This window comes from Betaproteobacteria bacterium, assembly GCA_009377585.1.
Classification (GTDB): domain Bacteria; phylum Pseudomonadota; class Gammaproteobacteria; order Burkholderiales; family WYBJ01; genus WYBJ01.
Genome location: WHTS01000101.1, coordinates 1 through 21,231, shown reverse-complemented (window position 1 = coordinate 21,231; position 21,231 = coordinate 1). Strand labels below are relative to the sequence as shown.

General features: G+C 63.2%; 20 protein-coding genes. 9 read left to right on the top strand and 11 right to left on the bottom strand.

Translation table 11 applies throughout. From position 1 onward, the window contains the following. Nucleotides 1-334, bottom strand: a 334-nt coding sequence (locus GEV05_23685; GenBank protein MPZ46334.1) for a hypothetical protein, incomplete at its 3' end; no start/stop codon positions are given. Between the two features lie 571 nt (nt 335-905). Between GEV05_23685 and GEV05_23680 the strand changes: the two genes are divergently transcribed. The 4 genes from GEV05_23680 (at nt 906) to GEV05_23665 (ending at nt 5,817) form a co-directional block, all read left to right on the top strand. Further along, on the top strand, nt 906-1,895 hold the full coding sequence (locus tag GEV05_23680) for a hypothetical protein (GenBank protein MPZ46333.1): 990 nt from the start codon (nt 906-908) through the stop codon (nt 1,893-1,895). Nucleotides 1,896-2,001: 106 nt separating this feature from the next. Then, nucleotides 2,002-3,216 carry a CoA transferase gene (locus GEV05_23675; GenBank protein MPZ46332.1) on the top strand — a complete coding sequence of 405 codons (1,215 nt, stop codon included), beginning with the start codon at nt 2,002-2,004 and terminating at the stop codon, nt 3,214-3,216. Beyond that, complete coding sequence (locus tag GEV05_23670; protein MPZ46331.1) at nt 3,213-4,736, top strand: propionyl-CoA carboxylase; 1,524 nt, start codon at nt 3,213-3,215, stop codon at nt 4,734-4,736. The genes GEV05_23675 and GEV05_23670 overlap by 4 nt, the downstream gene beginning before the upstream one ends. Nucleotides 4,737-4,782: 46 nt before the next feature. Beyond that, on the top strand, nt 4,783-5,817 hold the full coding sequence (locus GEV05_23665) for a TauD/TfdA family dioxygenase (GenBank protein MPZ46330.1): 1,035 nt from the start codon (nt 4,783-4,785) through the stop codon (nt 5,815-5,817). Nucleotides 5,818-5,829: 12 nt separating this feature from the next. On the opposite strand, the gene GEV05_23660 is transcribed toward GEV05_23665, so the two are convergent. From GEV05_23660 to GEV05_23635, 6 genes are all read right to left on the bottom strand, one after another. Continuing rightward, nucleotides 5,830-6,927, bottom strand: a complete 1,098-nt coding sequence (locus GEV05_23660) for an FAD-binding protein (GenBank protein ID MPZ46329.1) — start codon at nt 6,925-6,927, stop codon at nt 5,830-5,832. 168 nt (nt 6,928-7,095) lie between these two features. Next, nucleotides 7,096-8,142: a tripartite tricarboxylate transporter substrate binding protein gene (locus GEV05_23655; protein MPZ46328.1), complete on the bottom strand. Its 1,047-nt coding sequence runs from the start codon at nt 8,140-8,142 to the stop codon at nt 7,096-7,098. A 51-nt stretch (nt 8,143-8,193) separates the two neighbouring features. Continuing rightward, a complete protein-coding gene (locus tag GEV05_23650) occupies nt 8,194-8,730 on the bottom strand; it encodes a hypothetical protein (protein ID MPZ46327.1) in 537 nt (178 codons plus the stop codon). Between the two features lie 222 nt (nt 8,731-8,952). Further along, on the bottom strand, nt 8,953-9,918 hold the full coding sequence (locus GEV05_23645; protein ID MPZ46326.1) for a tripartite tricarboxylate transporter substrate binding protein: 966 nt from the start codon (nt 9,916-9,918) through the stop codon (nt 8,953-8,955). Between the two features lie 99 nt (nt 9,919-10,017). After that, on the bottom strand, nt 10,018-10,869 hold the full coding sequence (locus tag GEV05_23640; protein MPZ46325.1) for an amidohydrolase family protein: 852 nt from the start codon (nt 10,867-10,869) through the stop codon (nt 10,018-10,020). Nucleotides 10,870-10,879: 10 nt separating this feature from the next. Continuing rightward, nucleotides 10,880-11,737: an amidohydrolase family protein gene (locus GEV05_23635; protein ID MPZ46324.1), complete on the bottom strand. Its 858-nt coding sequence runs from the start codon at nt 11,735-11,737 to the stop codon at nt 10,880-10,882. Nucleotides 11,738-11,923: 186 nt separating this feature from the next. Between GEV05_23635 and GEV05_23630 the strand changes: the two genes are divergently transcribed. From GEV05_23630 to GEV05_23610, 5 genes are all read left to right on the top strand, one after another. Continuing rightward, nucleotides 11,924-12,931 carry a tripartite tricarboxylate transporter substrate binding protein gene (locus tag GEV05_23630; GenBank protein ID MPZ46323.1) on the top strand — a complete coding sequence of 336 codons (1,008 nt, stop codon included), beginning with the start codon at nt 11,924-11,926 and terminating at the stop codon, nt 12,929-12,931. Continuing rightward, a complete protein-coding gene (locus tag GEV05_23625) occupies nt 12,807-13,505 on the top strand; it encodes a hypothetical protein (protein MPZ46322.1) in 699 nt (232 codons plus the stop codon). The genes GEV05_23630 and GEV05_23625 overlap by 125 nt, the downstream gene beginning before the upstream one ends. A 67-nt stretch (nt 13,506-13,572) precedes the next feature. Continuing rightward, nucleotides 13,573-13,854, top strand: a complete 282-nt coding sequence (locus GEV05_23620; protein MPZ46321.1) for a flagellar biosynthesis protein FlgA — start codon at nt 13,573-13,575, stop codon at nt 13,852-13,854. 2 nt (nt 13,855-13,856) lie between these two features. Then, the gene (locus GEV05_23615) at nt 13,857-15,020 is read left to right on the top strand and encodes a D-galactarate dehydratase (GenBank protein MPZ46320.1); all 1,164 of its coding nucleotides are present in this window, start codon (nt 13,857-13,859) and stop codon (nt 15,018-15,020) included. A gap of 15 nt (nt 15,021-15,035) precedes the next feature. Continuing rightward, the gene (locus GEV05_23610) at nt 15,036-16,085 is read left to right on the top strand and encodes an Ldh family oxidoreductase (GenBank protein ID MPZ46319.1); all 1,050 of its coding nucleotides are present in this window, start codon (nt 15,036-15,038) and stop codon (nt 16,083-16,085) included. 634 nt (nt 16,086-16,719) lie between these two features. Here GEV05_23610 and GEV05_23605 read toward each other — a convergent pair. From GEV05_23605 to GEV05_23590, 4 genes are read right to left on the bottom strand one after another with little or no spacing between them, the layout of a single operon-like run. Then, nucleotides 16,720-18,171 carry a pyruvate carboxylase subunit B gene (locus GEV05_23605; GenBank protein MPZ46318.1) on the bottom strand — a complete coding sequence of 484 codons (1,452 nt, stop codon included), beginning with the start codon at nt 18,169-18,171 and terminating at the stop codon, nt 16,720-16,722. A 23-nt stretch (nt 18,172-18,194) separates the two neighbouring features. After that, on the bottom strand, nt 18,195-19,619 hold the full coding sequence (accC, locus tag GEV05_23600) for an acetyl-CoA carboxylase biotin carboxylase subunit (protein ID MPZ46317.1): 1,425 nt from the start codon (nt 19,617-19,619) through the stop codon (nt 18,195-18,197). Next, nucleotides 19,616-20,167, bottom strand: a complete 552-nt coding sequence (gene accB, locus GEV05_23595) for an acetyl-CoA carboxylase biotin carboxyl carrier protein (protein ID MPZ46316.1) — start codon at nt 20,165-20,167, stop codon at nt 19,616-19,618. Before accB ends, accC begins: the two co-directional genes overlap by 4 nt. A 36-nt stretch (nt 20,168-20,203) precedes the next feature. After that, entirely contained in the window at nt 20,204-21,157 is a 954-nt protein-coding gene (locus GEV05_23590; GenBank protein MPZ46315.1) for a tripartite tricarboxylate transporter substrate binding protein, read from the bottom strand. Between the last annotated feature and the right edge of the window lie 74 nt (nt 21,158-21,231).

Sequence of the window (21,231 nt, the reverse complement as noted above, 5' to 3'; positions counted from 1 at the left end):
TCGCCGTGAGTGTCGAGGCGGCATCGAAGCCCCGGGCCCGCGCGACATTGAAATGCGGGTGACGCGCACGGCTGCGCCGCCTCAGCTCACGGCTGGATGCGGCCGCAGCCGGCGCCTTGGCGAACGCCGGGATCGACAACCCTTGCACCTCCATTCCTCTGATCGAGTCGGCGCTTCCCTTATCCTCGGCGCTTGGCGTGAGCTTCTGCTTCTCCCCGCCAAAGAACCGCGGCGGGTTCGCTCGATAGGGCTCGTCGAGATAGCGGGCCCACAGGTCGTCCGGCTCCATCATGTGCAGGTCGCTATCGATGATCAGGTACTGTTCGCGTGCCATTTGTTCCTCCTGTAGAGGTCTGTTTATCCGGTGTGCCTCACATTGGGAGCACGGTCTGGGCGCTGACAGGCACATCTTGCGCTTGATCGGCGAGCACGGTCAAGCGAGCGAGCACGGCTCCGCACTCGGCGATGTCAGTCGAAATCGCGGAGCACGTCGGGCGAGCTGCCGACGGTTGCCGCACCGTTGCGCGACAGCCGCGACGCGACATCTGGGGACTTCACGACATTGGAGAACTCGGCACTGAGCTTGTCAGGATGGGCGCGGGTGTACCTACGGGCGCGAACCAGCCGTGCCACGTGCTCGATTCGTAACCGCGCACGTAATCGCCATGACTGGTAGAGCCGCGACCGCGGCCGCGCGCTTGCCCATCGAGAACGCGAGCGCGCCGAGCTTTCCGTCTTTCGGGTACTGCGGGCTAGAGAGTACGTTCCGCATGAGCATGTGGACCTGGCGCCTCCATCACGTTCGGCACGCGATCCATTAATAAGGCCGCGGTTCCGTTTCCCTGATATTGTGTTCTGATTCGAGGATGAGTACCTGACGGTTTCGTCGATGAGGAGAAGGGACAATGAGCGCAAAGGGTTGTTCACGCGAGGTTCGTAACGCGATCGTTGGGGCGTTGTCAGCGCTGGTCTCGTTGCCGGTTTTTGCGCAAGCGTATCCCACGCGCCCCATCGAAATCATCGCGCACAACTCCGCCGGCAGCGGCAGCGATCTCTTCTGCCGCTCAGTGAGCGAGATCATCAGGCGCGAGAAGTTCCTGCCGCAGCCGCTGCGCGTTGTGAATCGCGTCGGCGGTGCGGGGACGGTGGCCTTCAACTTCTTCAAGACCAAGCGCGGCGATCCTTATTACATGCTCTCGGTGAATAGCGCGATGCTGGTGATGGCGTATCGCCCCGACATGAATATCGGACTGGAAAATTACACGCCGGTCGCGCTGATGGCTATCGATCCGCAGGTCATCATGGTGCCGGCTAGTTCCCCGTACAAGACGTTTAAGGATCTGCTCGAGGCTGCCCGCAGTGCGCCTGACACGCTGGTCGCCGCGACCACGTCTCTGACGGGTGCGGGACGGCTGGTGGTGTACCTGATCGAGAAAGCCGTGCCTGGCGCGAAATTCAGGATCGTAACGTTCAAGGGTGGCGGCGATGCGGTCACCGCGACCGCTGGCGGCCACACCACTTTCACGACCGAGAATCTCGGCGAGGGCCTCGGTTTTGTCGAGGCCAAATTGCTGCGCGTACTGGCGATTACTTCGGACCAGCGACTGCCGCATGCCCCCGACGTGCCGACATTGCAGGAGCTGGGCTACCCGATCACGGCCGGGACGATGCGCGGACTTGCGTTCCCCGGGGGCGTGCCGAAAGAGGCAGTTACCACCATGGAGGCCGCGCTCGAACAAGTGCACAAGTCTCCTGCGTGGAGGGAACTGGCGAAACGCAATATATTGCAGGATGTTTTCATGGGGAGCGCGGACTTCACGAAATACCTCGCGCAGCGCCTGGAGGAGGCCAGGAGCTTCTACGACGCGATCGGTCTTGGCAAGCCGAAGCCGTGACGAGCGTGATGGGGGCGACGCGATTCTCTAGGATGCGAGCTGCGCCGGCCGAAGCCGACGGAAGTTATCGAGCGATGGGTTCGGCAGCAGGCCGGCGCGCGTCGCGATGACTGAGCAAAACGGCCCGCTCGCCGGGTATCGCGTGCTCGAGCTGAGCTCGACCATCGCCGGCCCGTATTGCGGCAGGATGTTTGCCGATTTCGGCGCCGAAGTTATCAAGGTCGAGCCGGCCGAAGGCGATCTGGTGCGGGCCGTGGGCAAGCAGTTCCAGGGCAAATCGCTTTACGCGGCGAGCATACTGCGCAACAAATCGCTGATCGCACTCGATCTGCGCCGTCCCGAAGGACAGGATGTCACGCGCAAGCTGGCCGCAAAATGCGATTTCGTAGTCGAAAACTTCCGCGCCGGCGCCTTGGAGAAATGGGGGCTCGGCTACGAAGCGCTCAGCCGCGGCAATCCGGGTCTTATCATGGTTCGCATCAGCGGCTACGGGCAGAGCGGACCGTACAGCGCCCGTCCCGGCTACGGCATCATCTGCGAGGCGGTTGCAGGTTTGCGTCACTTGACGGGCGATCCTGACCGGCCGCCGGCTCGCGTGGCGGTCTCCCTTACCGATTACATTACGGGACTGTATGGTTTTTCCGGCGCGATGATGGCGCTCGTGCACAAGCTCACGACCGGTCAGGGACAGGTGATCGACGCGGCGCTGTACGAGAGCGCGTTCAGCTTTACCGAGCAGCACATCGCGGCCTACGACAAGCTCGGCGCGGTGCCCAACCGCCTCGGATCCGCAACCGGCACCGCGCCGAACAACTTGTACCGCACACGCGATGGGCAATACATCCATATCGCTGCGAACGGTCCGGCGGTATTCCGGCGCCTGGCGCAACTGATGCAACGGCCGGACTTCATGGAGGACGCACGTTTCAAAACCGCGCTTGCGCGTGCCAGGCACCACGATGAGATGGATGCGCAGGTCGCGCAGTGGGCCGCTCAGCACGACCTCGCGGCCCTCGAGCGCATGTTGAACGAAGCCGAGGTCCCGGCCACGCGCATCTTCACCCTCGCCGACATCTACCGCGACCCGCACTACAAAGCGCGCGGCACGCTGGTCGAAGTCCCGGACGACGATCTGGGATCGGTCACGCTCGCCGCACCCGTGCCGCGTCTTTCGCGCACGCCTGGGCGCATACGCAAGAGCGGCGGGCGCATCGGCCAGGACACGCGGCGTGTGCTCGCCGAGCTTGCTGGACTATCGGCCGACGAGATCGCGCAGCTCGAAAATGCGGGCGTTATCTGTTGCGACAAGGGGAAGACATGAGCTGGAAGCCCGAGGCAGACGAAATCCACCAGCGCCACCAGTGGGCAGAGGAGCTTGGAGGCGCGGACGCAGTAGCAAAGCATCACGCGCGCGGCCGGCTTTCGGTGCGCGAGCGCATCGCAGCGCTGACCGATGCGGGCTCATTTCAGGAAATCGGCAAGCTTGCGGGCCACGCGAGGTACGAGCACGGAAAAGTCATGAAGGTCACGCCGGCGCCTTACGTGATGGGGCTCGCAAAAATCGGCGGCCGTCCGGTCGCCATCGGCGGTGAAGACTTCACCGTGCGCGGCGGCTTTGTCGAAGACTTGGCGTACGAATACCGCGTGCCGCTCGTCAATCTGATCGACGGCGCCGGCGGCAGCGTCGATTCGGTGCGCAAGCGCGGCTACACCATGTTTCCCGGCTCCGGCCTGAAGGGTTTCGAGCGCTCGATCGAGTTGCTCGCGCGCGTGCCGGTCGTGTGCGCTGTGATGGGCGCTGCGGCCGGCGGCCCCGCGGCCCGCGCGGTGCTGTCGCATTTTTCGGTGATGGTGCGCGGCTCGAGCCAGATATTTGCTGCCGGGCCGCCGGTGGTCGAGCGCGCCTTCGGCAAACCGGTCGACCGCGAGCAACTGGGCGGAGCCAGGACCGTAGTGGACACTGCAGGCACCATCGACAACGCCGTCGAGTCGGAAACCGAGGCCTGTGCGTCGATCAAGCGTTTCTTGAGCTATCTGCCGCAGAACGTGTGGGGCCTGCCACCGGTCCTTGCCTGCGACGATCCCTGCGGACGGCGCGAAGAGGCGCTGCTCGACATCGTGCCGCGCGACCGGCGCAAGGCGTACAACATGCGCAAGCTTATCGCGCTGGTCGTCGATCGCGGCTCGACTTTCGAAATCCAGCCCACCTACGGGCGCGGACTGATCACGATGCTCGCGCGCCTTGCGGGAAACGTAGTCGGCATTGTCGCCAACAATCCGATGGCCAGCGGTGTGATGGACGTCAAGGCCGCGCGCAAACAGACCCGCTTCATCGATCTCTGCGACAGCTTTCACATACCGCTTGTTTTCTTCGTTGACGTGCCCGGGGTGATGATCGGCGAACAGGCCGAGGCCGACGGCATTCTGCGCGAAGGCATGCGCGCGGCGATGGCGGGCATGCAGGCGACCGTGCCGATGCTTACGCTGGTGATCCGGCGCTGCTACGGCATGGCAGGCATGGCCACGCGCGATCGCGACGGCCTTGATTTCAAAATCGCCTGGCCGTCGGCCGAATGGGGCTCGCTGCCGATCGAAGGCGGGGTCACGGCTGCGTACCGGCGCGAGATCGAGGCCGCCGGCGATCGGGAAGAGAAAATCCGCGAGCTCGAAGCCGAGCTGCAATCGCTGGCTTCGCCCTTGCGGACGGCAGAAGCATTCGCGGTGGAAGACGTGATCGATCCGCGCGAGACCCGCCCTTATTTGTGCGGCCTCGTGGAAGCAATGCAGGACCGGCTTGCGACCGATCTTGGAATGAAACCGCGCTACGGCGTGCGGCCGTAACGGGGCGTGAACGCACCCCGCGCCGCTACTACTTTCGGAGAAGCCTATGGACGAGATCCTGCGAGCACCGGTGAACACGAGTTGCGCCTGGATAGCAACTACATTCTCGGGTGAAGATTCCTGGATTGATCGGTTATCCGGGGAGGAGATCCTCGAAATTGACAAAGCTCTGGAGAAGCTTCGCGTGCGAGGCCTGTGTTGGCCGAACTTTACGAAGAAGGATTTCGAAATCCCCGCACTGGGCGCACACCTCCAGAAGATGCTTGCAGAAATTCGAGAGGGCCGAGGTTTTGTTCTTATCAGAGGTATCCCTGTAGAACGTTATAACCCTGAACAATCACGAAACATCTATTGGGGTATCGGCGCGCATCTCGGCGAAATTATTTCGCAGAACGCGAAAGGTGATCTCATCGGAGAGGTCACTAATTTGGGCGCTGATTACACAAAGCCGAATGTGCGTGGATATACCACACGCGATCATTTGCGGCCGCATTGCGATTCAGCCGACGTAGTTGGGCTTTTCTGCATCAAGCAGGCCAGGTCAGGCGGAATGAGCTCTATTGCCAGCTCGATCGCGATCTACAACGCGATCTTGCGTGAGCACCCCGAGTACATCGAACCACTTTATTCGGGTTTCCACTACGACCTCCGAGGCGAAGGCGTTACGGGACACGTCAACGAGGTCACTCGAAACAAGGTACCGGTATTCAGCTACTTCAAAGGCCATTTGAGCTGCCGCTTCAATCCGAAGGCAATCGAGACCGCTCAGATAAAAATGGGGCGGAGCTTAAGCTCGCTTGAACTGGATGCAGTGCATCACATCGAGCAGCTAGCCAGCGACCCGACATACCGGCTTGATATGATGCTCGAGCCCGGGGATATCCAGTTAATCGACAATTACTCGGTTCTTCATTCCCGCACCGAGTACATCGATCATGATGAGCCGGATGAGAAACGGCTGTTATTGCGTCTTTGGATAAATATCTTCGATGGACGCGAGTTAGCGCCGAACTTCTCAGATCGGTATAACACAGGCAGCCGTCGAGGAGTGGCAGCTCTTAAGGCCGGCATGCCTTCTTGAAGGCATGGGCTGTCAATTCTCCTGTATTCCGCTCAGACGCGGAATCGGTTCGCCGAAAGGATTCAGGACGCGCTGGCGCGCATCGTGTACCGGCCCTCCCTGCGTATTCGAGACGATCGGCCAGACCTCCCCGAAGTAAAACGGAGGCGTGGTTATTGGAGTCATCGTGCCGGCGGGCCGGTCGAAATCGCCATCCCTGCCGTCCGCACACTGGGCATTCCATCGCTCCAGCGTCGTCCTCAACACCGCTTCGTCCATTTTCATCTTGACGGCAAGCTCCGCAAGCGAATCCGCTTTCTGCAAGATGCCAAGCTCGACTTCCTTCAGGTTGTCGTTGCTCCAGTCGTAACGCTTGGCGGCGCGATCGTTGTATAGCATTTTCGCGAGCGGATACATCCTACGCCCTTCCTCGTCGACCAGCGCATACGCCGGAACGTAGGGAAAAGTCTGCGTGACGGGGTCAAAGACATCCAGCGCCTGATGGCCGGTGTCCTGCACGTAAGGCGGACACTCGTTCATGAAGCGTCGGCCCGCTGTGCTCAGCAGGATCCACGACATTTTCACGTCGGGCGGCGTGCTCCCGGGCGTCCAGTCGGGCAGACGTTTCATCCGCAAGCCCACCGGATAAGTGGGATCAAGATGACGGAAGCCGTACGAGCCGTGAAAATGCCACATGTGCCACAGGTCCGCTCCGACCGCCACGGCCTTCCGGATTCCGTCTCCGGTATTGCCACGGCTTACCGCCGACAGCACGGGATTGAACTGCCAGTACTGACGCTGCATGCCGTGATCGGCTTCGAATCCACCGCAGGCCAGCACCACGCCGCGCCGGGCTTTGATCGCGCGCTTTCGCATGGAATCTCGGGTGACAAGCTCCGCGATTTCGCCACCCGTGTTGGTCACCAGACGCGATGCCGTAGTGCCCAGCCGGACTTCGATGGGACGCCGGTTCACGTTGTCCTGCACGACCTTGAATACATTAGGCCCGTTCCGAAGTGCTTGCGCATGGGGATATTCGCGCACCGGATCGAAGTCGGGTACGGATTCGACCTCGACGAATCCGAACGTGCGGTATCCGGGCAACGGATAGTTGCTTTCGCGGTCGCGCATCACCAGTTTCGCGCGGTTGACGGCGGCAAGGCCGCAAAAATACGCTTCGAGCGTAGTCAACTCGCGGGCAAACACTTCGAGAACGTCATCGGGCGTCGTGCCGGCATCTGGCGGCGGCGCCGCCGGGTTCGGTCGCTTTCAGGCTGCTTCCTCCATCGATCCCGCGAATTATTGCGTGGTTATGCCCGCCTCTTTGATGAGCTTGGAAAAATCGGATATCTCAGAGGCAAGGAGCTTGGCAAACTGCGTTGACGGAGCATGGCGCGGCTCCATGCCCAGGCTGGCGAACCGTTCCTGGACATCACGGTCCTCGAGGCTGCGACCGATATCGCGGTCGAGTTTGTCCACGATAAATTTCGGCGTTGCGCGCGTTACGAGTATCCCCCACCAGATGCTTGCTTCGTATCCCGCGACGCCAGACTCGGCGATCGTCGCGATATTGGGTAAAAGTGCCGATCGTTTTGCACCGCCCAGACCCAGAACGCGTAGTTTTCCGCTGTTCAGGTGCGCAAGAATCGGGCTCACGCTGCTCATGATGAGCGGCACTTGTCCGCTCAGAATGTCTATGACTGCGGCGCCCGAGCCCTTATAGGCCACGTGCACCATGGAGGTCCCGGTCATCTTCTGCAGCCGCAACATGGCGAGGTGAGTGACACCTCCAACACCGGAGATCCCGTACTGAAGCTCCTTGGGCTTGGTCCTCGCCAGCGAAATAAGCTCCTTTACGGTCCGTGCGGGGAACGCAGGGTGCGCACAGAGTATGAGCGGCCCATCGCCGACCAGCGCAACGGGCTGAAAGTCCTTCAGCGAATCATAGGGCAGCTTGTGCGTGGTGGGATTGATTGCAAAAGTCGTCGAGGCGATAACCATCGTGTGGCCGTCGGGCGGCGCCTGCGCCGCGAGAGCGGTGCCAATGATGCCGTTGGCGCCTACACGGTTGTCGGGGACGACTTGTTGTCCCCAGAGCTGGGAAAGTCTTGCGCCGAGGATGCGGGCGACATTGTCGTTGCTGCCGCCCGGGGTAAAGGGAATGATCAGGCGGACCGGCCGGTTGGGGTAATCGCCTTCGATACCGCGCGGTGCGGGCTGAGCCAAGATCGCGGTGCTGATCGACCAAAGCAGAGCTGCTGACACTGATCTTACTATCGCGTTCATTAAATCCTCCGTCCTTATTGTCGTGTTCGTGCTTCGATGACGCTCTGACAGCGACCGCATCAGGCGCCGTCCTGTCGAAGGGACGCGCACCAAGACTAGATCGTCACGGCGTTACAAGCAGAGGCCAGCGTGCTTCTTGGATGCGCAGCGGACGATGCGCTGGCTCTGACAAACGGCACACTGCCTGCGTTTTGCGTTCGATGCATGATGCGTCGCGCGGCTTACGTCGAAGCTGTTTCGATGATGGATCGCACAGCGGTTGTCCCACACGATGGTGTCGCCTATTTTCCAGTCGTGATGCCATGCGGGCTGCGCCGTCGTATGGGCCCATAGCGCATCGAGGAGCGCATCGGAGTCGCCGGCCGGCAGCCCGTCGATGCACGAATCGCGTCTGCGGCCGGGATACAGAGCGTTGCGTCCAGTCTCAGGACGGGTACGAATGATGGGGTGGCTGGTCGAAACCGAGTGCCGACGCCGAACGCCGGCACTGTTACGCCCTCCGTCGTGATAGATCGTTCTGTCTCCAATCCGCGACAAGAGCTCGGCAGGCAGTGTCTCGAGTGCTTGGTACATGTTGATGAAGCCGGTCTCGCCGCCGCCATTCGACGGCACCTCGGGCGCCGTCAGGATGCTGGCGGCCGGCGGCATGACGCCGGGCGCGGGCTAGCTGCGTCGTTTCGTCATGCGCAGCTGATTGCTTCTCGAGCAGCAGATACTCGGTGAAAACGCGCTTAGGCTCATGCAGATGAAATGATGTTGGCATGATCTTGGCCGAAGGTCACGATGCGGTAGCGCGCGACGAGCTGCGGCAGCCATTCGAACCAGATGCCAGAGCTCGCGCCCATCCGTGCAAATGACAACTATCCACGCTCATTCCGCCCGGATTCCGGCTTCTTTGATCACCTTCGCCCACTTCGCCGTTTCGCTTTTCACATAGGCCGCAAACTCCTGAGGCGAGTTGCCGATCACATCCGCGCCGTCACGCGTAAAGCGTTCCTTGACCTCGCGCGACCGGAGAATTTTGACGATCTGGTCGTTCAGTCTCTGAACGATTTCTTTCGGCGTGCCGGCCGGGGACCACATGCCGAACCACGATGTGAAGTCATACCCTGGGAGTCCGCCTTCTGCGATCGTCGGCAAGTCGGGCGCGGCCACTGAACGCTTCGCGCTCGTTAACCCGAGGGCGCGCAGCTTGCCGGCCTGCACCTGCGGCAGGACAGCAACCAGGTTTGCGAACGTGAGGTGTACTTGACCTCCGATCACGTCGACCACCGCCGGTCCGCCGCCTTTGTACGGCACGTGATTGATCTTCACTTCCCCCAGCAGATTGAAAAGCTCGCCTGCGAGATGAAAAGGACTCCCATTACCCGCCGAAGCGTAGTTGAGTTGCCCCGGCTGTGACTTCGCAAGCGCGAGCAGCTCCTTCACGCTTTTTACCGGCAGCGAAGGATGAACGACCAGCAGATGTGGCACGCCGGCAATCAGGGTGATGGTGTCGAAATCACGCAGCGGATCGTAGCCGGGCGATTTGTAGATGCTCGGGCTCGTCGCCATCGTGAGCGTCGCGAGGAGCAGCGTGTAGCCGTCCGCCGGCGCCTTCGCCGCGGCTTGCGCGCCGATATTGCCCGCGGCGCCGGGGCGGTTGTCGATAATGACTTGCTGGCCCCAAGACTCCGTCATCTTCAGCCCGATTGTGCGCGCGAATATGTCGGTGCCGCCGCCGGGCGGCCACGGCACGATCATGCGGATCGGTCTGTTGGGATACGCCTGCGGCCATGCGGCCGCGGAGACACACTCGAGCATGAGTGCGGCCAGTAAGTACGTTCCTGGTTTCATCCTGCCTCCTCGCTATCAACGGTCGTGCCGGCGCCAAAGGCACACCCCGGAGGATTGCGCCGGCAATCTCGATTAGGGGCCGGGATCCAGGCTGTTTTGCTAAAGCTTGAAGATTCGCTTCGCATTCTCCGAGAAATACTGCTGCAGCACGTCCGGCTCGAAGCCGAGGTTTCTATTATCGGAGATGGTCTGGACGAGCGGCCGCAGCGGATAAGCCGAGCCGTATACGATCTGGTCTCGCAGCGTTCCGTTCGCGGCCTCCACATAGGCTTTTCCGCCCGGCGCGAAAATGTACATGTCGGGCGAGACGTAGACGTTCGTGTGCTTAAACGCGACGCCGAGAATTTCCTGCACGTATGGGTAGCCGCCATGCCCGAGCAGAATCTTGAGCTCGGGATAACGGGTCGCGACACGGTCGACGTAAAGCGGGTTCGACGCCTCGATATCGGGGCCCGCGTAGGGTCCGCTCATGAGATTGACCGGCACATCGAGCTCGATGCACTTCTCGTAGATCGGGTACATGCGCCGATCGTCGGGATGCGACTGCAGCGCCCGGCCGGGCTCGACGAAGATACCTCTTAATTTGAGCTCGCGCACGCAGCGCTCGGTCTCCGTGACGGCATCGTGCACGGTGTTCGACGGGTCGATTCCGCCGAGTCCGATGAAGCGTCCGGGATAGCGGTCCTGCAGCTCCGCGATGCGCTCATTGCGGATGAACGCGGCGTTGAACTTTTTCCCCATGAACACTTCGGGACTGTTGCGGCCTTGCACCACGGCGATGTCGATTCCTGCTTCCTGCATCTCCTCGAGGAAAAGCGCCATGGAGCCTTCGCAAAAAGCGCGCGAAACGTCTTTCGCGCCGGTGCGCCGGCCATGCCAGGTGATGCGCGGTATGTCGAAATACGCCCGGAATTCCTCGAGCGGCGGCCGGCACCGCACATCGATAATCATGGTTCGCGCCCTATTCGAGATTCATCAATCGCGCGGCGTTTTCGTACAGCACTTTGTCGCGGATGCCCGGCGCAAGCTCCCATTGCAGGAACGCTTCGAGGCTTTCCTTGAGTGGGCGGCTCGGATAGGCCGTGCCGAAGAGCAGGCGCTCGCCAAGGAAGAAATGCGCTGCCTTGACGTATTCGTGAGCGCCGGGCGTGCTGACTCCGTTCATGTAGAGATCCGGGGAGACGTACACGTTTTCCCTGATGAAGGCGACTTCCATCATGGGCATGATGTTGGGCCACGCCGCGTGCGACACGACGATCTTGAGGCGCGGGAAATCCTTCGCGACTTTATAGACGGAAGCTGGCGACCCGTACGAGAGATCGTGACCCGCCATCGCGGAGAGATACCCGCTCAGCGTGATCGACATCGGGATTTCCAGCGCCTGGCAGCGCTCGTAGAGCGGGTACAAGCGGCGATCATCGGAATACATCGCCTCGACGCTCGCGCCGGGCTCGATCGATGCGCCTCTGAAACCCGGCACCTTCGCCATGCGGTCGATCTCTTTCACACCGGCTTCGGCGTCGCGCAGATCGACGCCGATGAAGCCGACGAATTTGCCGGGATGCCGCGCGATCGCCGCCGCGATCTCATCGTTGGGCACGCTGCCGTGCGGCGGCGCCGATTGGCGGCCCATGATCACCCCCCATGTGATCCCCGCTTCCTCCATTTCCTTCAGCAGGTCGTCCATGGACTGGCTCTTGACCGAAGGCGGGCGCGGAAATCCGAAGCGGGTCGGGTAGTAGGCCGTGCCTTCGGTGAACTGCGCGGTTTTCTTCCATGACGGAAGCGGCGGGCGCAGCCGCATGTCGATGACTCTCATGGGCGATCCGAAAAAATGTGCACGCGGACATTATGGGGGAGCGCCGGGGGCGGGTCACCCGCGCCTGCTCGAGATGCCGCCGACTTGCGCTTTGGCGGCGGCCCATGATCCGCTACAAGCCCGAACGTGCGATGATCGCATCCGGGTCTTGCCCTGGCTGATGACGTGCACGTAAGGAGAACCGACATGGCTCGATACAGACTGGCTGTAACCGGGTTGGGCTTGTGCTGCGCGGGCGTATTGTGTGCCGGCGGCGCCTCTGCGCAGGACCGCAATCCGCAGGCGGCGGCCAAAGAATATCCCGACCGCCCGATCCGCATGGTGTTGCCGTATCCGCCCGGGGGCAACACCGACATTCTCGCGCGCGCGGTCGGCCAGCGCATGACCGAAAGCTGGGGAAAAACGGTGGTGATCGACCCTCGCGGCGGCGCCAATGGCGTGATCGCGACCGAGATCGTGGCGCGCAGCAATCCCGACGGCTACACCGTGTTCGTGGGCTCGACGCGCGAGATCTCGGTCAATCCGATACTGCTCGGGAAGGTGCCTTACAACGTCGACAAGGATTTCGCGCCGGTCACGCAGGGAACGATTTCGCCGATCCTGGCTGCCGCCCATCCAACGTTCGCCCCCAAAAGCATCAAGGAAGTGATCGCCATGGCGAAAGCCGATCCGAAAGCGCTGTCGTATGCCTCTCCGGGCATCGGCACCTCACAGCACCTGACGGGCGAACTTTTCAACCTGAAGGCGGGCGTGAAAAGCCTGCACGTGGCCTACAAGGGCGGCGGTCCGTCGATCCTGGCGGTCATCTCCGGAGAGGTCAAGTACGGCTATCTGGGCATGGGACCCGCGATTCCCCACGTCAAGGCCGGCCGGTTGAAAGCGCTCGCGATTACGACCGCCAAGCGCTCCGATCTCCTGCCCGACGTGCCGACCATGCAGGAGTCCGGCCTCAAGGATTTCGAGACCAGCATCTGGTTCGCGTTTTTCGTTCCCGCCAAAACACCGAAAGCCATCGTCGCGAAGCTCAACGGCGAGCTCGTGCGCATCCTGAAGTCGAAAGAAGTGAACGATTTTCTGGTCAGCACCGGCGTGGAGGTCGCGCCCGGTACGCCGGAAGAATTGGCGGCGACCATCAAACAGGAGGCCGCCAAGTACCGCCAGATCATCAAAGTCGCGGGTGCGCGCGCCGAGTGAGGGATGTCCGCGAGGAGGAAACGTGAAATGGGTCACGAGAAACTACGTGCATCTGGACCGGGTTGCCTGCCCGTGGCTCATCAAGCGCTTTATCGACCCGGAGGCCGAGTTCGTCTTCGTACCTTGGGGCAGGGAGGACGAGCGCCCGGCCGACGCGATTCCCTTCGCCATTCCCGGTGTCGAGCTCGGGCCTCATGACGCTCGAGGCACGACTTTCCAGAAGCTCCTGACGAAATACAAGCTCGACGACCCGGCGCTCGAGCGCATGGCGAAAGTCATTGCGGGCGGCGTGGACTGCGTGCTGCACGGCTACCGCCCGGGGCCCGGCGAGAACGAGGGTCAGATCGGCGTCGGACTGCTCGCGATCTCCGACGGGCTCATGCTGATCGAGGAAAGCGACGATCGACTCATCGAAGCGAGCCTGGTTCTGTACGACGCGCTATACGCCCATTTAAAGGCCTGCGCGCTGCTCGAAGCGAGCGGAGAAAAGCTGCCGCCGCGCGGCGAGCGCGGACCTGCGCCGAAAACAGAGTTTCTGCGCGCGCTTCTCAAACGCCGCGCAAGCGGCTCGTAACGGTGCGCGCGTTTGTTCTGCTTTCCTGCTGCATAATATCGGGACCACACACTCACGAGGAGGAACAGTGATTCATTTTCTGGTGCACTCCGCAACCGACACGGTCGGCGTTGCGGTAACCGAAGGCGTGAAGCGCGGGCAGACGCTGACAGGGCGCGTCATGGACAAGGGCGAAACCATCACGATCGCCGCGCTCGACGACATCCCGCTCGGCCACAAGATCGCCGTAGCCGACATCGAGGACAAGGGCACGGTGGTCAAGTACGGTCATGACATCGGCCGCACCGTGGCGCCGATCAGGAGAGGCGAGCACGTCCACGTCCACAACCTGCGCACGAAGCGGTGGTGAGCATGCAAAACCTCGAAATCATGGGCTACCGCCGCGAGAACGGTCGCGTCGGCATACGCAATCACGTTCTCGTGCTGCCGCTCGACGACTTGTCCAATACCGCGGCGGAATCGGTGGCGAAGATCGTGACGGGCTCGCTCGCGATCCCGCACGGCTACGGCCGCGCCCAGTTCGGGCGCGATCTCGACCACCACTTCCGCACGATGATCGGTACCGGATCGCACCCCAACGTCGCGGCGGTGGTGGTCATCGGCATCGAGCCCGGCTGGACGGCGAAGATCGTCGATGGCATCGCGAAGACCGGGAAGCCGGTGAAAGGCTTCAGCATCGAGCGCCACGGCGACCTCGCGACGATTGTGAGTGCCTCGCGACAGGCGGCCGAGTACGTGCAATGGGCGAGCGAGTTGAAGCGCGTCGAGTGCCGGTTCAGCGATCTGCACATCGCGACCAAGTGCGGGGAATCGGACACCACGTCGGGGCTTGCATCGTGCCCGACGGTCGGCAACGTCATGGACAGGATCGATCCCCTGGGGGTCACGACCTGTTTTGCGGAGACCTCGGAAATCACGGGCGCCGAGGATATCTGCGCCGCGCGCGCCGCGACGCCGGAGGTCGCAAAGCTCTTCCTGGAAACGTGGAGCCGATATAACGATTTCATCATGCGCGAGAAGACCGACGACCTGTCGGACTCCCAGCCGACGAAAGGAAATATCGCGGGCGGCCTGACCACGATCGAAGAGAAAGCGTTCGGCAATCTCGAAAAGATCGGCAAGCGCACCAAGTTCGTCGGCGTGCTCGGCCCGGCCGAAGAGCCCAGGGGCAGGGGCCTGTGGTTCATGGACGGCCCATCGCCCGGCGCGGAATGCCTGACCAACCAGGCGGCGGGCGGATTCGTGCTGCATCTGTTTCCCACGGGCCAGGGCAACGTCATCGGGCACCCGATCATGCCGGTGATCAAGCTCTCGGCGAACCCGACCACCTGCGCGACCATGCGCGAGCACATCGACCTCGATGTCTCGCCCCTCTTGCAGGGGGAAATGGACCTCGAGCGGGCGGGCGACCTCTTGCTCGACCTCATGGTGCGCACGTGCAACGGGCGGCTCACCTGCGCCGAAGTCATGGGCCACCGCGAGTTCACGCTCACCAAGCTGCACATGAGCGCGTGAAAAGCGAAGCCGGCTGTGAAGCGGTTGCCGCAAGCCCTAGTGATCGTAGAGATGGCCGCACTGGAAGAGCTGACCGCGCGGGCTTTAAAGAACGCCGGCGCGCGCTCCGGCATGGCGGCCGCGGCGGCGCGCGTGCTGGTAAAAACAGAGTCGCTCGGCGTGCCCTCCCACGGCATCGCGCGGGTTCCTTTCTACTGCTCGATGCTGCGCGCAGGACGCGCGGACGGTTCCGCCGTTCCCAGACCGCTGCGCCGGCACGAGGCTGTTTATCTGCTCGACAACGCCGACGCTCTGGTTTTCGAATCATGCGAGATGGCGGTCAAAGAGGCGATCGTCCGCGCGGAGAAATACGGCGTCGGCGTCGGCGCCATCGCGAACGGCGGCCATGCAGGCGCGCTCGGCGTCTATCTCGCTCCGGTCGCGGAGCGCGGACTCGCCGGTATCGCCATGTGCAACGGCCCCGCCGCCATTCCGCCCTGGGGCGGCAAACGCGCGCTCTACAGCACCAGCCCCATTGCGGTGTGTTTCCCGCGCGCGCACGCGGAGCCGGTCGCGATGGATCTCTCGCTCACGACGGTCGCACGCGGCCGCGTCATGCTCGCGGCGCAAAAAGGCGAGTCCATACCGGAAGGCTGGGCGCTGGATCGCGAGGGTCGTCCCACCACGGACCCGCACGAAGTGCTGACTGGCGGCGGCACCCTTTTCCCCATCGGCGGCATGAAAGGCTCGATGCTCGCATTGATGGTCGAAGCGCTTTGTGCGTGCCTTACCGGCTCCTCGATCGGACCGGAGATCGACTCTTACTTCAGCGAGCAAGGCACCAAGCCTCGCAGCGGACACCTTTTTATCGTGCTGAGCCCCGAGGCCTTCGCGGGACGCGATGCATTTCAGGACCGGCTGGAGAAGATCGTTACTCTAATGCTCGCCGAAAACGGGGTGCGGCTGCCCGGCGCCAGGAGGCACGCCGCGAGAGCGACGGTGCTGCGTGACGGTGTCGCGCTTCCCGCGCGCCTTTATGAAAAGCTTCAAGAGCTCGCGCAAAGCTTCGGACATCCTCACGCCTGAGTCGGACGTGCGAGCGAGAGGACATGACATCCCCGGCCGGAGCATCGCGGCGCGCTCACGCGCTCGGCACCGCGAAGTAGTAATAGCTGTCGGCCTCGACGGTGTATCGGGTCGGTGGCGTCGATCGAGAGCCAGCGCGGACGGCGCGGCTGCTGGCGGCATACTTGGCTCAGAGCCCGGCCTCGGCACTCCCCATAAAAGGGTTGGCCGCCCTTAGCGGCGGTACGAATGGCATCGGGCCGCTCAACATCGCCACGTCGCTCCAGCGCATACAACAGCCCGTCCTGGATGTGTGTGGGCAAGGCGATGCGGATGTCGCGTCCACGTCTGAGGCGCGCAAAGCCGCATACGCGTCCGGGAAAGGAGCAGCATATTCCCAGGCGATTCTGCAAGGCGCCGTTCCGCATAATTTTGCGGGACACGAAGAAAAGCTGGTGGACAGGGTGCACGCCTGGATCACCTCGATAGCGCCTGCCTGATCACGGTGAGCGCAGCCCCTTCCTCGCCTATTGATTCGTTCTGACCGGAGGAGATCTGACATGATGCAATCAGTCGCACCATCGCCGCAATTCACGCCGGGCGGCTCTTCCAGCGAATCTGCCGCCGCCAGATTCGTACCTGCCGCTTCGGGTTGTCAGCCCACGAGGTCTACCCGCGTGTCGCCTTTCTGGATGTGGACGTACTTGAACTTCGGACGCTTCGCAAGCTCGCTCACGAGCTTCGCGATCGGCGTCTGGAAATGGTATTCGGTGCGGGTCGGCCCGGCGGCGAGCATCTCGTCGACCTGCGTGCCCGCAAACGAATAACGCAGCAGCCGCTCTTCGTCGCTCATGTTCGGATATTTGCGGCGCAGCTCGGGCACCGCCGGCGGCATGGGCTCGGGCTCGAGCGCGATGCGCCGCGAGCCGTTTTCGACGATGCGGTCGAGCACGTCGGGCTCCACCGGGGCCAAGAGCTTCCCGTAATAGCCGAGCGCGTATTTCTTCACTTCGTCGGGCACGATGCGGTAGCGCTCGCCCTGCACCACGTTCAACACGGCTTGCGTGCCCACGAGCTGCGCGAAAGGCGTGACCATGATGGGCCAGCCCAGCTCGCGGCGAATCTGCGCGCACTCGTGGAGGACGGCATCGAGCTTATCGCCCAGGCCGGCTTGCGCGAGCTGGAAGTGAAAGTTCGTAAGCATCCCACCCGGCACCTGGTGCTCGAAGTGAAAGGCGTCGTATTCCATCGGCACGCCCAGGGGCTTGCCTTCCTGCTCGGCCACGCGCCGGAAATGCGCGCTTACTTCGTCGATGAGACGATCGTCGAGATCGACGCGATAGCCCATGCCGCGGAGGTTCCGTGCGATCGTCTGCGTCGCCGGCTGTGCGGGTCCGTTGGCGAGCGGGGCGGTGGACGTGTGCACCTGGTCGACGCCGAGCTTGACCCCATCGAGATAGACGAGCGGGGCAAGCCCGGTGAGGCAGTGGCTGTGGAGCTCGAGCGGCACGTCTCCCATCACGTTCTTCATCGCCGGGACCAAAGTCCGGATGCGGTCGGGCGTGAGCAGGCCGCAAGCGTCCTTCAGCATGATCGAGTCGACTTCGGCGCGCTCGATCAGCTCCTTCGTTTTACGAGCGTAGAGCTCGTCGGTATGCACGGGGCTGTGGCCGTAAACGAGTGCCCCGACGGTATAGGCGCCCAGCGACTTCGCATGCTCGAGGATATGGACGATGTTGTCGAGATCCGCGAGCGCATCGAAGGCACGCACGCGCTTCAGCCCGTTGGCGATCAGCCGCTCGCACCACAGAAGCAGAACGTCGTTGGGCACGACATCGAAACCGGTCAAGCTCTTGCTGCGGATCGACGACTGCATCGGCGTGTGCACGACTTTCCCGCGCATGAGCTTCACGCGCTGCCACGGATCCTCCTTGAGGTAGCGCACCGCCACGTCGAACTGGATGAGGCCCATGAGATCGATCGCGTCGTAGCCGATCCGGTCCATGCGCTCGGCGACCGGCAGCATCATGGCGGTCGTCATGCGCGTCGCCCACAGCGATTGATGCGCGTCGCGGAGCGTCGTATCCATGACCTTGATCGTTTTCATGCGGCAGCCTCCGGCAGAAAGATCTACGCCGCTCCTTCAGCGCAGCTTCGCTGCGCTTCCGGGCGCAACGGCGCGCTTATGCGCCTTGCGGCGCTGGATGTCATGAACTTGTCTTCCACCCAGCGCGTGGTGACGCGGCCTTGCGCGAAATCAGGATGCGCCAGCACCGCCTGATGGAATGGAATGGTGGTGGGCACGCCATCGACTTTGAACGCGGCCAATGCACTGCTCATGCGGCTCACGGCGTCTTCCCTGTCGCGCCCGTGCACGATCAGCTTGCCGATCATGGAGTCGTAGAAGGGGGGCACGAAATAACCCGGATAGCAGTGCGTATCGACCCGGATGCCGGCGCCCGCGGGCGCCTGCCAGGTGCCGATGCGGCCCGGCGAGGGCTGGAAATCGCGCTCCGGCATTTCGGCGTTGATGCGGCACTCGATCGCGTGGCCGTCGAAGCGCACGTCCTGCTGCGCGAGCGAGAGCGGCGCGCCGCCCGCGACCCGGATCTGCTCTGCGACGAGGTCCACGCCGGTGATCGATTCGGTGACGGGATGCTCGACCTGTATGCGCGTGTTCATCTCGAGGAAATAGAATGCGCGGGTATCGAGGTCGAAGATGAACTCGATCGTGCCGGCGTTGGTGTAGCTTACGTGGCGGACAAGCCGAACGGCCGCTTGCGCCATGCTGCTGCGCATGGCTTCGTCAATGACGGGCGAGGGCGCTTCCTCGATCAGTTTCTGGTGGCGGCGCTGCGTCGAGCAGTCGCGCTCGCCGAGATGCACCACGTTTCCATGCGCATCGGCAATCACCTGGATCTCTATGTGCCGCGCACGCTCCACGTAGCGCTCGATGTACAGCGTGGAATCGCCGAAAGCGGCGCGCGCTTCGGCCGAGGCCGATTCGAATGCCGAGGGTGCTTCCTCCGCGGTGCGCACGACGCGCATGCCGCGCCCGCCGCCGCCGGCGCTCGCTTTCACCAGAAACGGGTAGCCCGCGCGCCGCCCGAACTGCACGAGATCGTCGGCGCTCGCGACGCAATCCGTGCCGGGCACCGTCGGGATGCCCAGCGACTCCGCGATCTTGCGAGCGCGCAGCTTGTCGCCCATGGCCTCGATCGCATCTGCCGAAGGCCCCACGAATACGAGCCCGTGCTCCGCGCACAACCGCGGAAATGCGGCGCGCTCGGCGAGAAAACCGTAGCCCGGGTGCAGCGCCTGGCAGCCGGTGCCTTTCGCCGCGGTCACAGCGGTGTCCATTCTCAGATAGCTCTGTGCCGCGGGCGCGGGGCCGATGCACACCGCCCGATCCGCGAGCCTGGCGCCGAGCGTATCGCGGTCGGCTTCGGAGACTCCGATGACCGTCTCGATGCCGAGCGTGCGGCAGGCGCGGATCACGCGCACGGCGATCTCGCCGCGGTTCGCCACGAAGACGCGCCTGATCGGAAGCGTCACTGGACGGCGGGGTCGGCCGTGTGCCGATCGGACTCGATCAGGATCATCACCTGCCCGTGCTCGACCATGCTGCCGTTCTCGACGGCGATCTTCACCACCGTGCCGGCGACGCCGGCTTTCACCGAGCTGAAGAGCTTCATCACTTCGACCAGGCATACCGTATCGTCGGCACTGACTTTGTCGCCGACCTCCACGAACGGCGGGTCGCCCGGCGTGGGCGCGCGATAGAACGTGCCGAGCATCGGTGCCCGCACCGCAACGAGCCCTTCGGCGAGATGCGGCTGAGCTGCGTCGTCCGTGGGCGCCTGCTCCCGAAGGGACGGTGCCGCGCTGGACGCGGACGCTTGCGCAGCCGGCTGCGATTCGGTACTGCTCTGCGCCGGGCTTTCGGGCGGCCGGGACAGCGGCTGCATCGGCTCGAGCGCGGCGCCATCGCCATGCCTGCGCACGTGCACCTTCAAGTCGCCGATCTCGATCCGCACCTCGTCGTAAGGCGACTCGTCGATGATTTTCAGGATGGCGAGGACGTCATCGTGCGTCAGGGACATCGGGGCCTTTCGTGCTGGAGGGCCGGCAGGCAGCCGTTATTCGATCCGCACCCCGGCGGTCTTCGCGACTTTGGACCACTTGGCAAGCTCCGCCTTGCCGAAAGCGTCGAGCTCCTCGGGCGTGCTGCTCATCGGAGCGAAGCCGGCCGCAGCGATGCGCTCCTTCACGTCGGGCATCCGCAGGACCTTCACGAGCTCGCGATTGAGCCGCGCGATGATCGTTTTCGGCGTGCCCGCGGGGGCGTACAGCCCGCGCCACGAGTCCACTTCGAAGCCCGCGTATCCCGACTCGATCATCGTCGGCACCTCGGGCAGGAGCGGTTCGCGCTTGGCGCTGGTGACCGCGAGCGCGCGCAGCCTGCCCTGCTTCACCGGCGGCGCGCCGGTCGGCATGGTGGTGAACATGAGCGGGAGGCGTCCGCCGAGTATGTCGACGATCGCCTGGGGCGCGCCCTTGTACGGCACGTGCGTCATCCGGATGCCGGCGCTGTTCTTGAAAAGCTCGCCGGCAAGGTGCGCGAGGCTGCCTTCGCCCCACGAGCCGAAGCTGAGCTCGCCCGGCTTGGCCTTCGCGGTCGCGACGAACTCCTTCACCGATTTCGCGGGAAAGGAGGGCGGCACGATCAAGACGAGCGAGTGGCCTGCGACAAGACCCACAGGCGCAAAGTCCCTGATAGTGTCGTACGGCAGCTTGGCGTAGGTGCTCGCATTGATCACGTGCTCGACGGCTTCGAGTATCAGCGTGTATCCGTCGGGCGTTGCCTTGGCTGCGATTTCCGAGCCGACGATACCGTTCGCACCCGGGCGATTGTCGATGATCACCTGCTGCCCCAGCGACTCCGTGAGCTTCGGCGTAAAGATGCGGGCCACGATATCCGTTCCGCCGCCCGTAACCCACGGCACGATGATGCGCACGGGCCGCGATGGATAGCTCGAGCTGCCCGCCTGCGCGGCCGCCTGCGCGGCCGCCTGCGCGGCGGTGCAGACCATCAGTGCAGCCGGGCAGAGAAAACGCAAAAGGTATTTCGCCATCTTCAACCTCCTTTTGATTCGCGGCGCGCTCA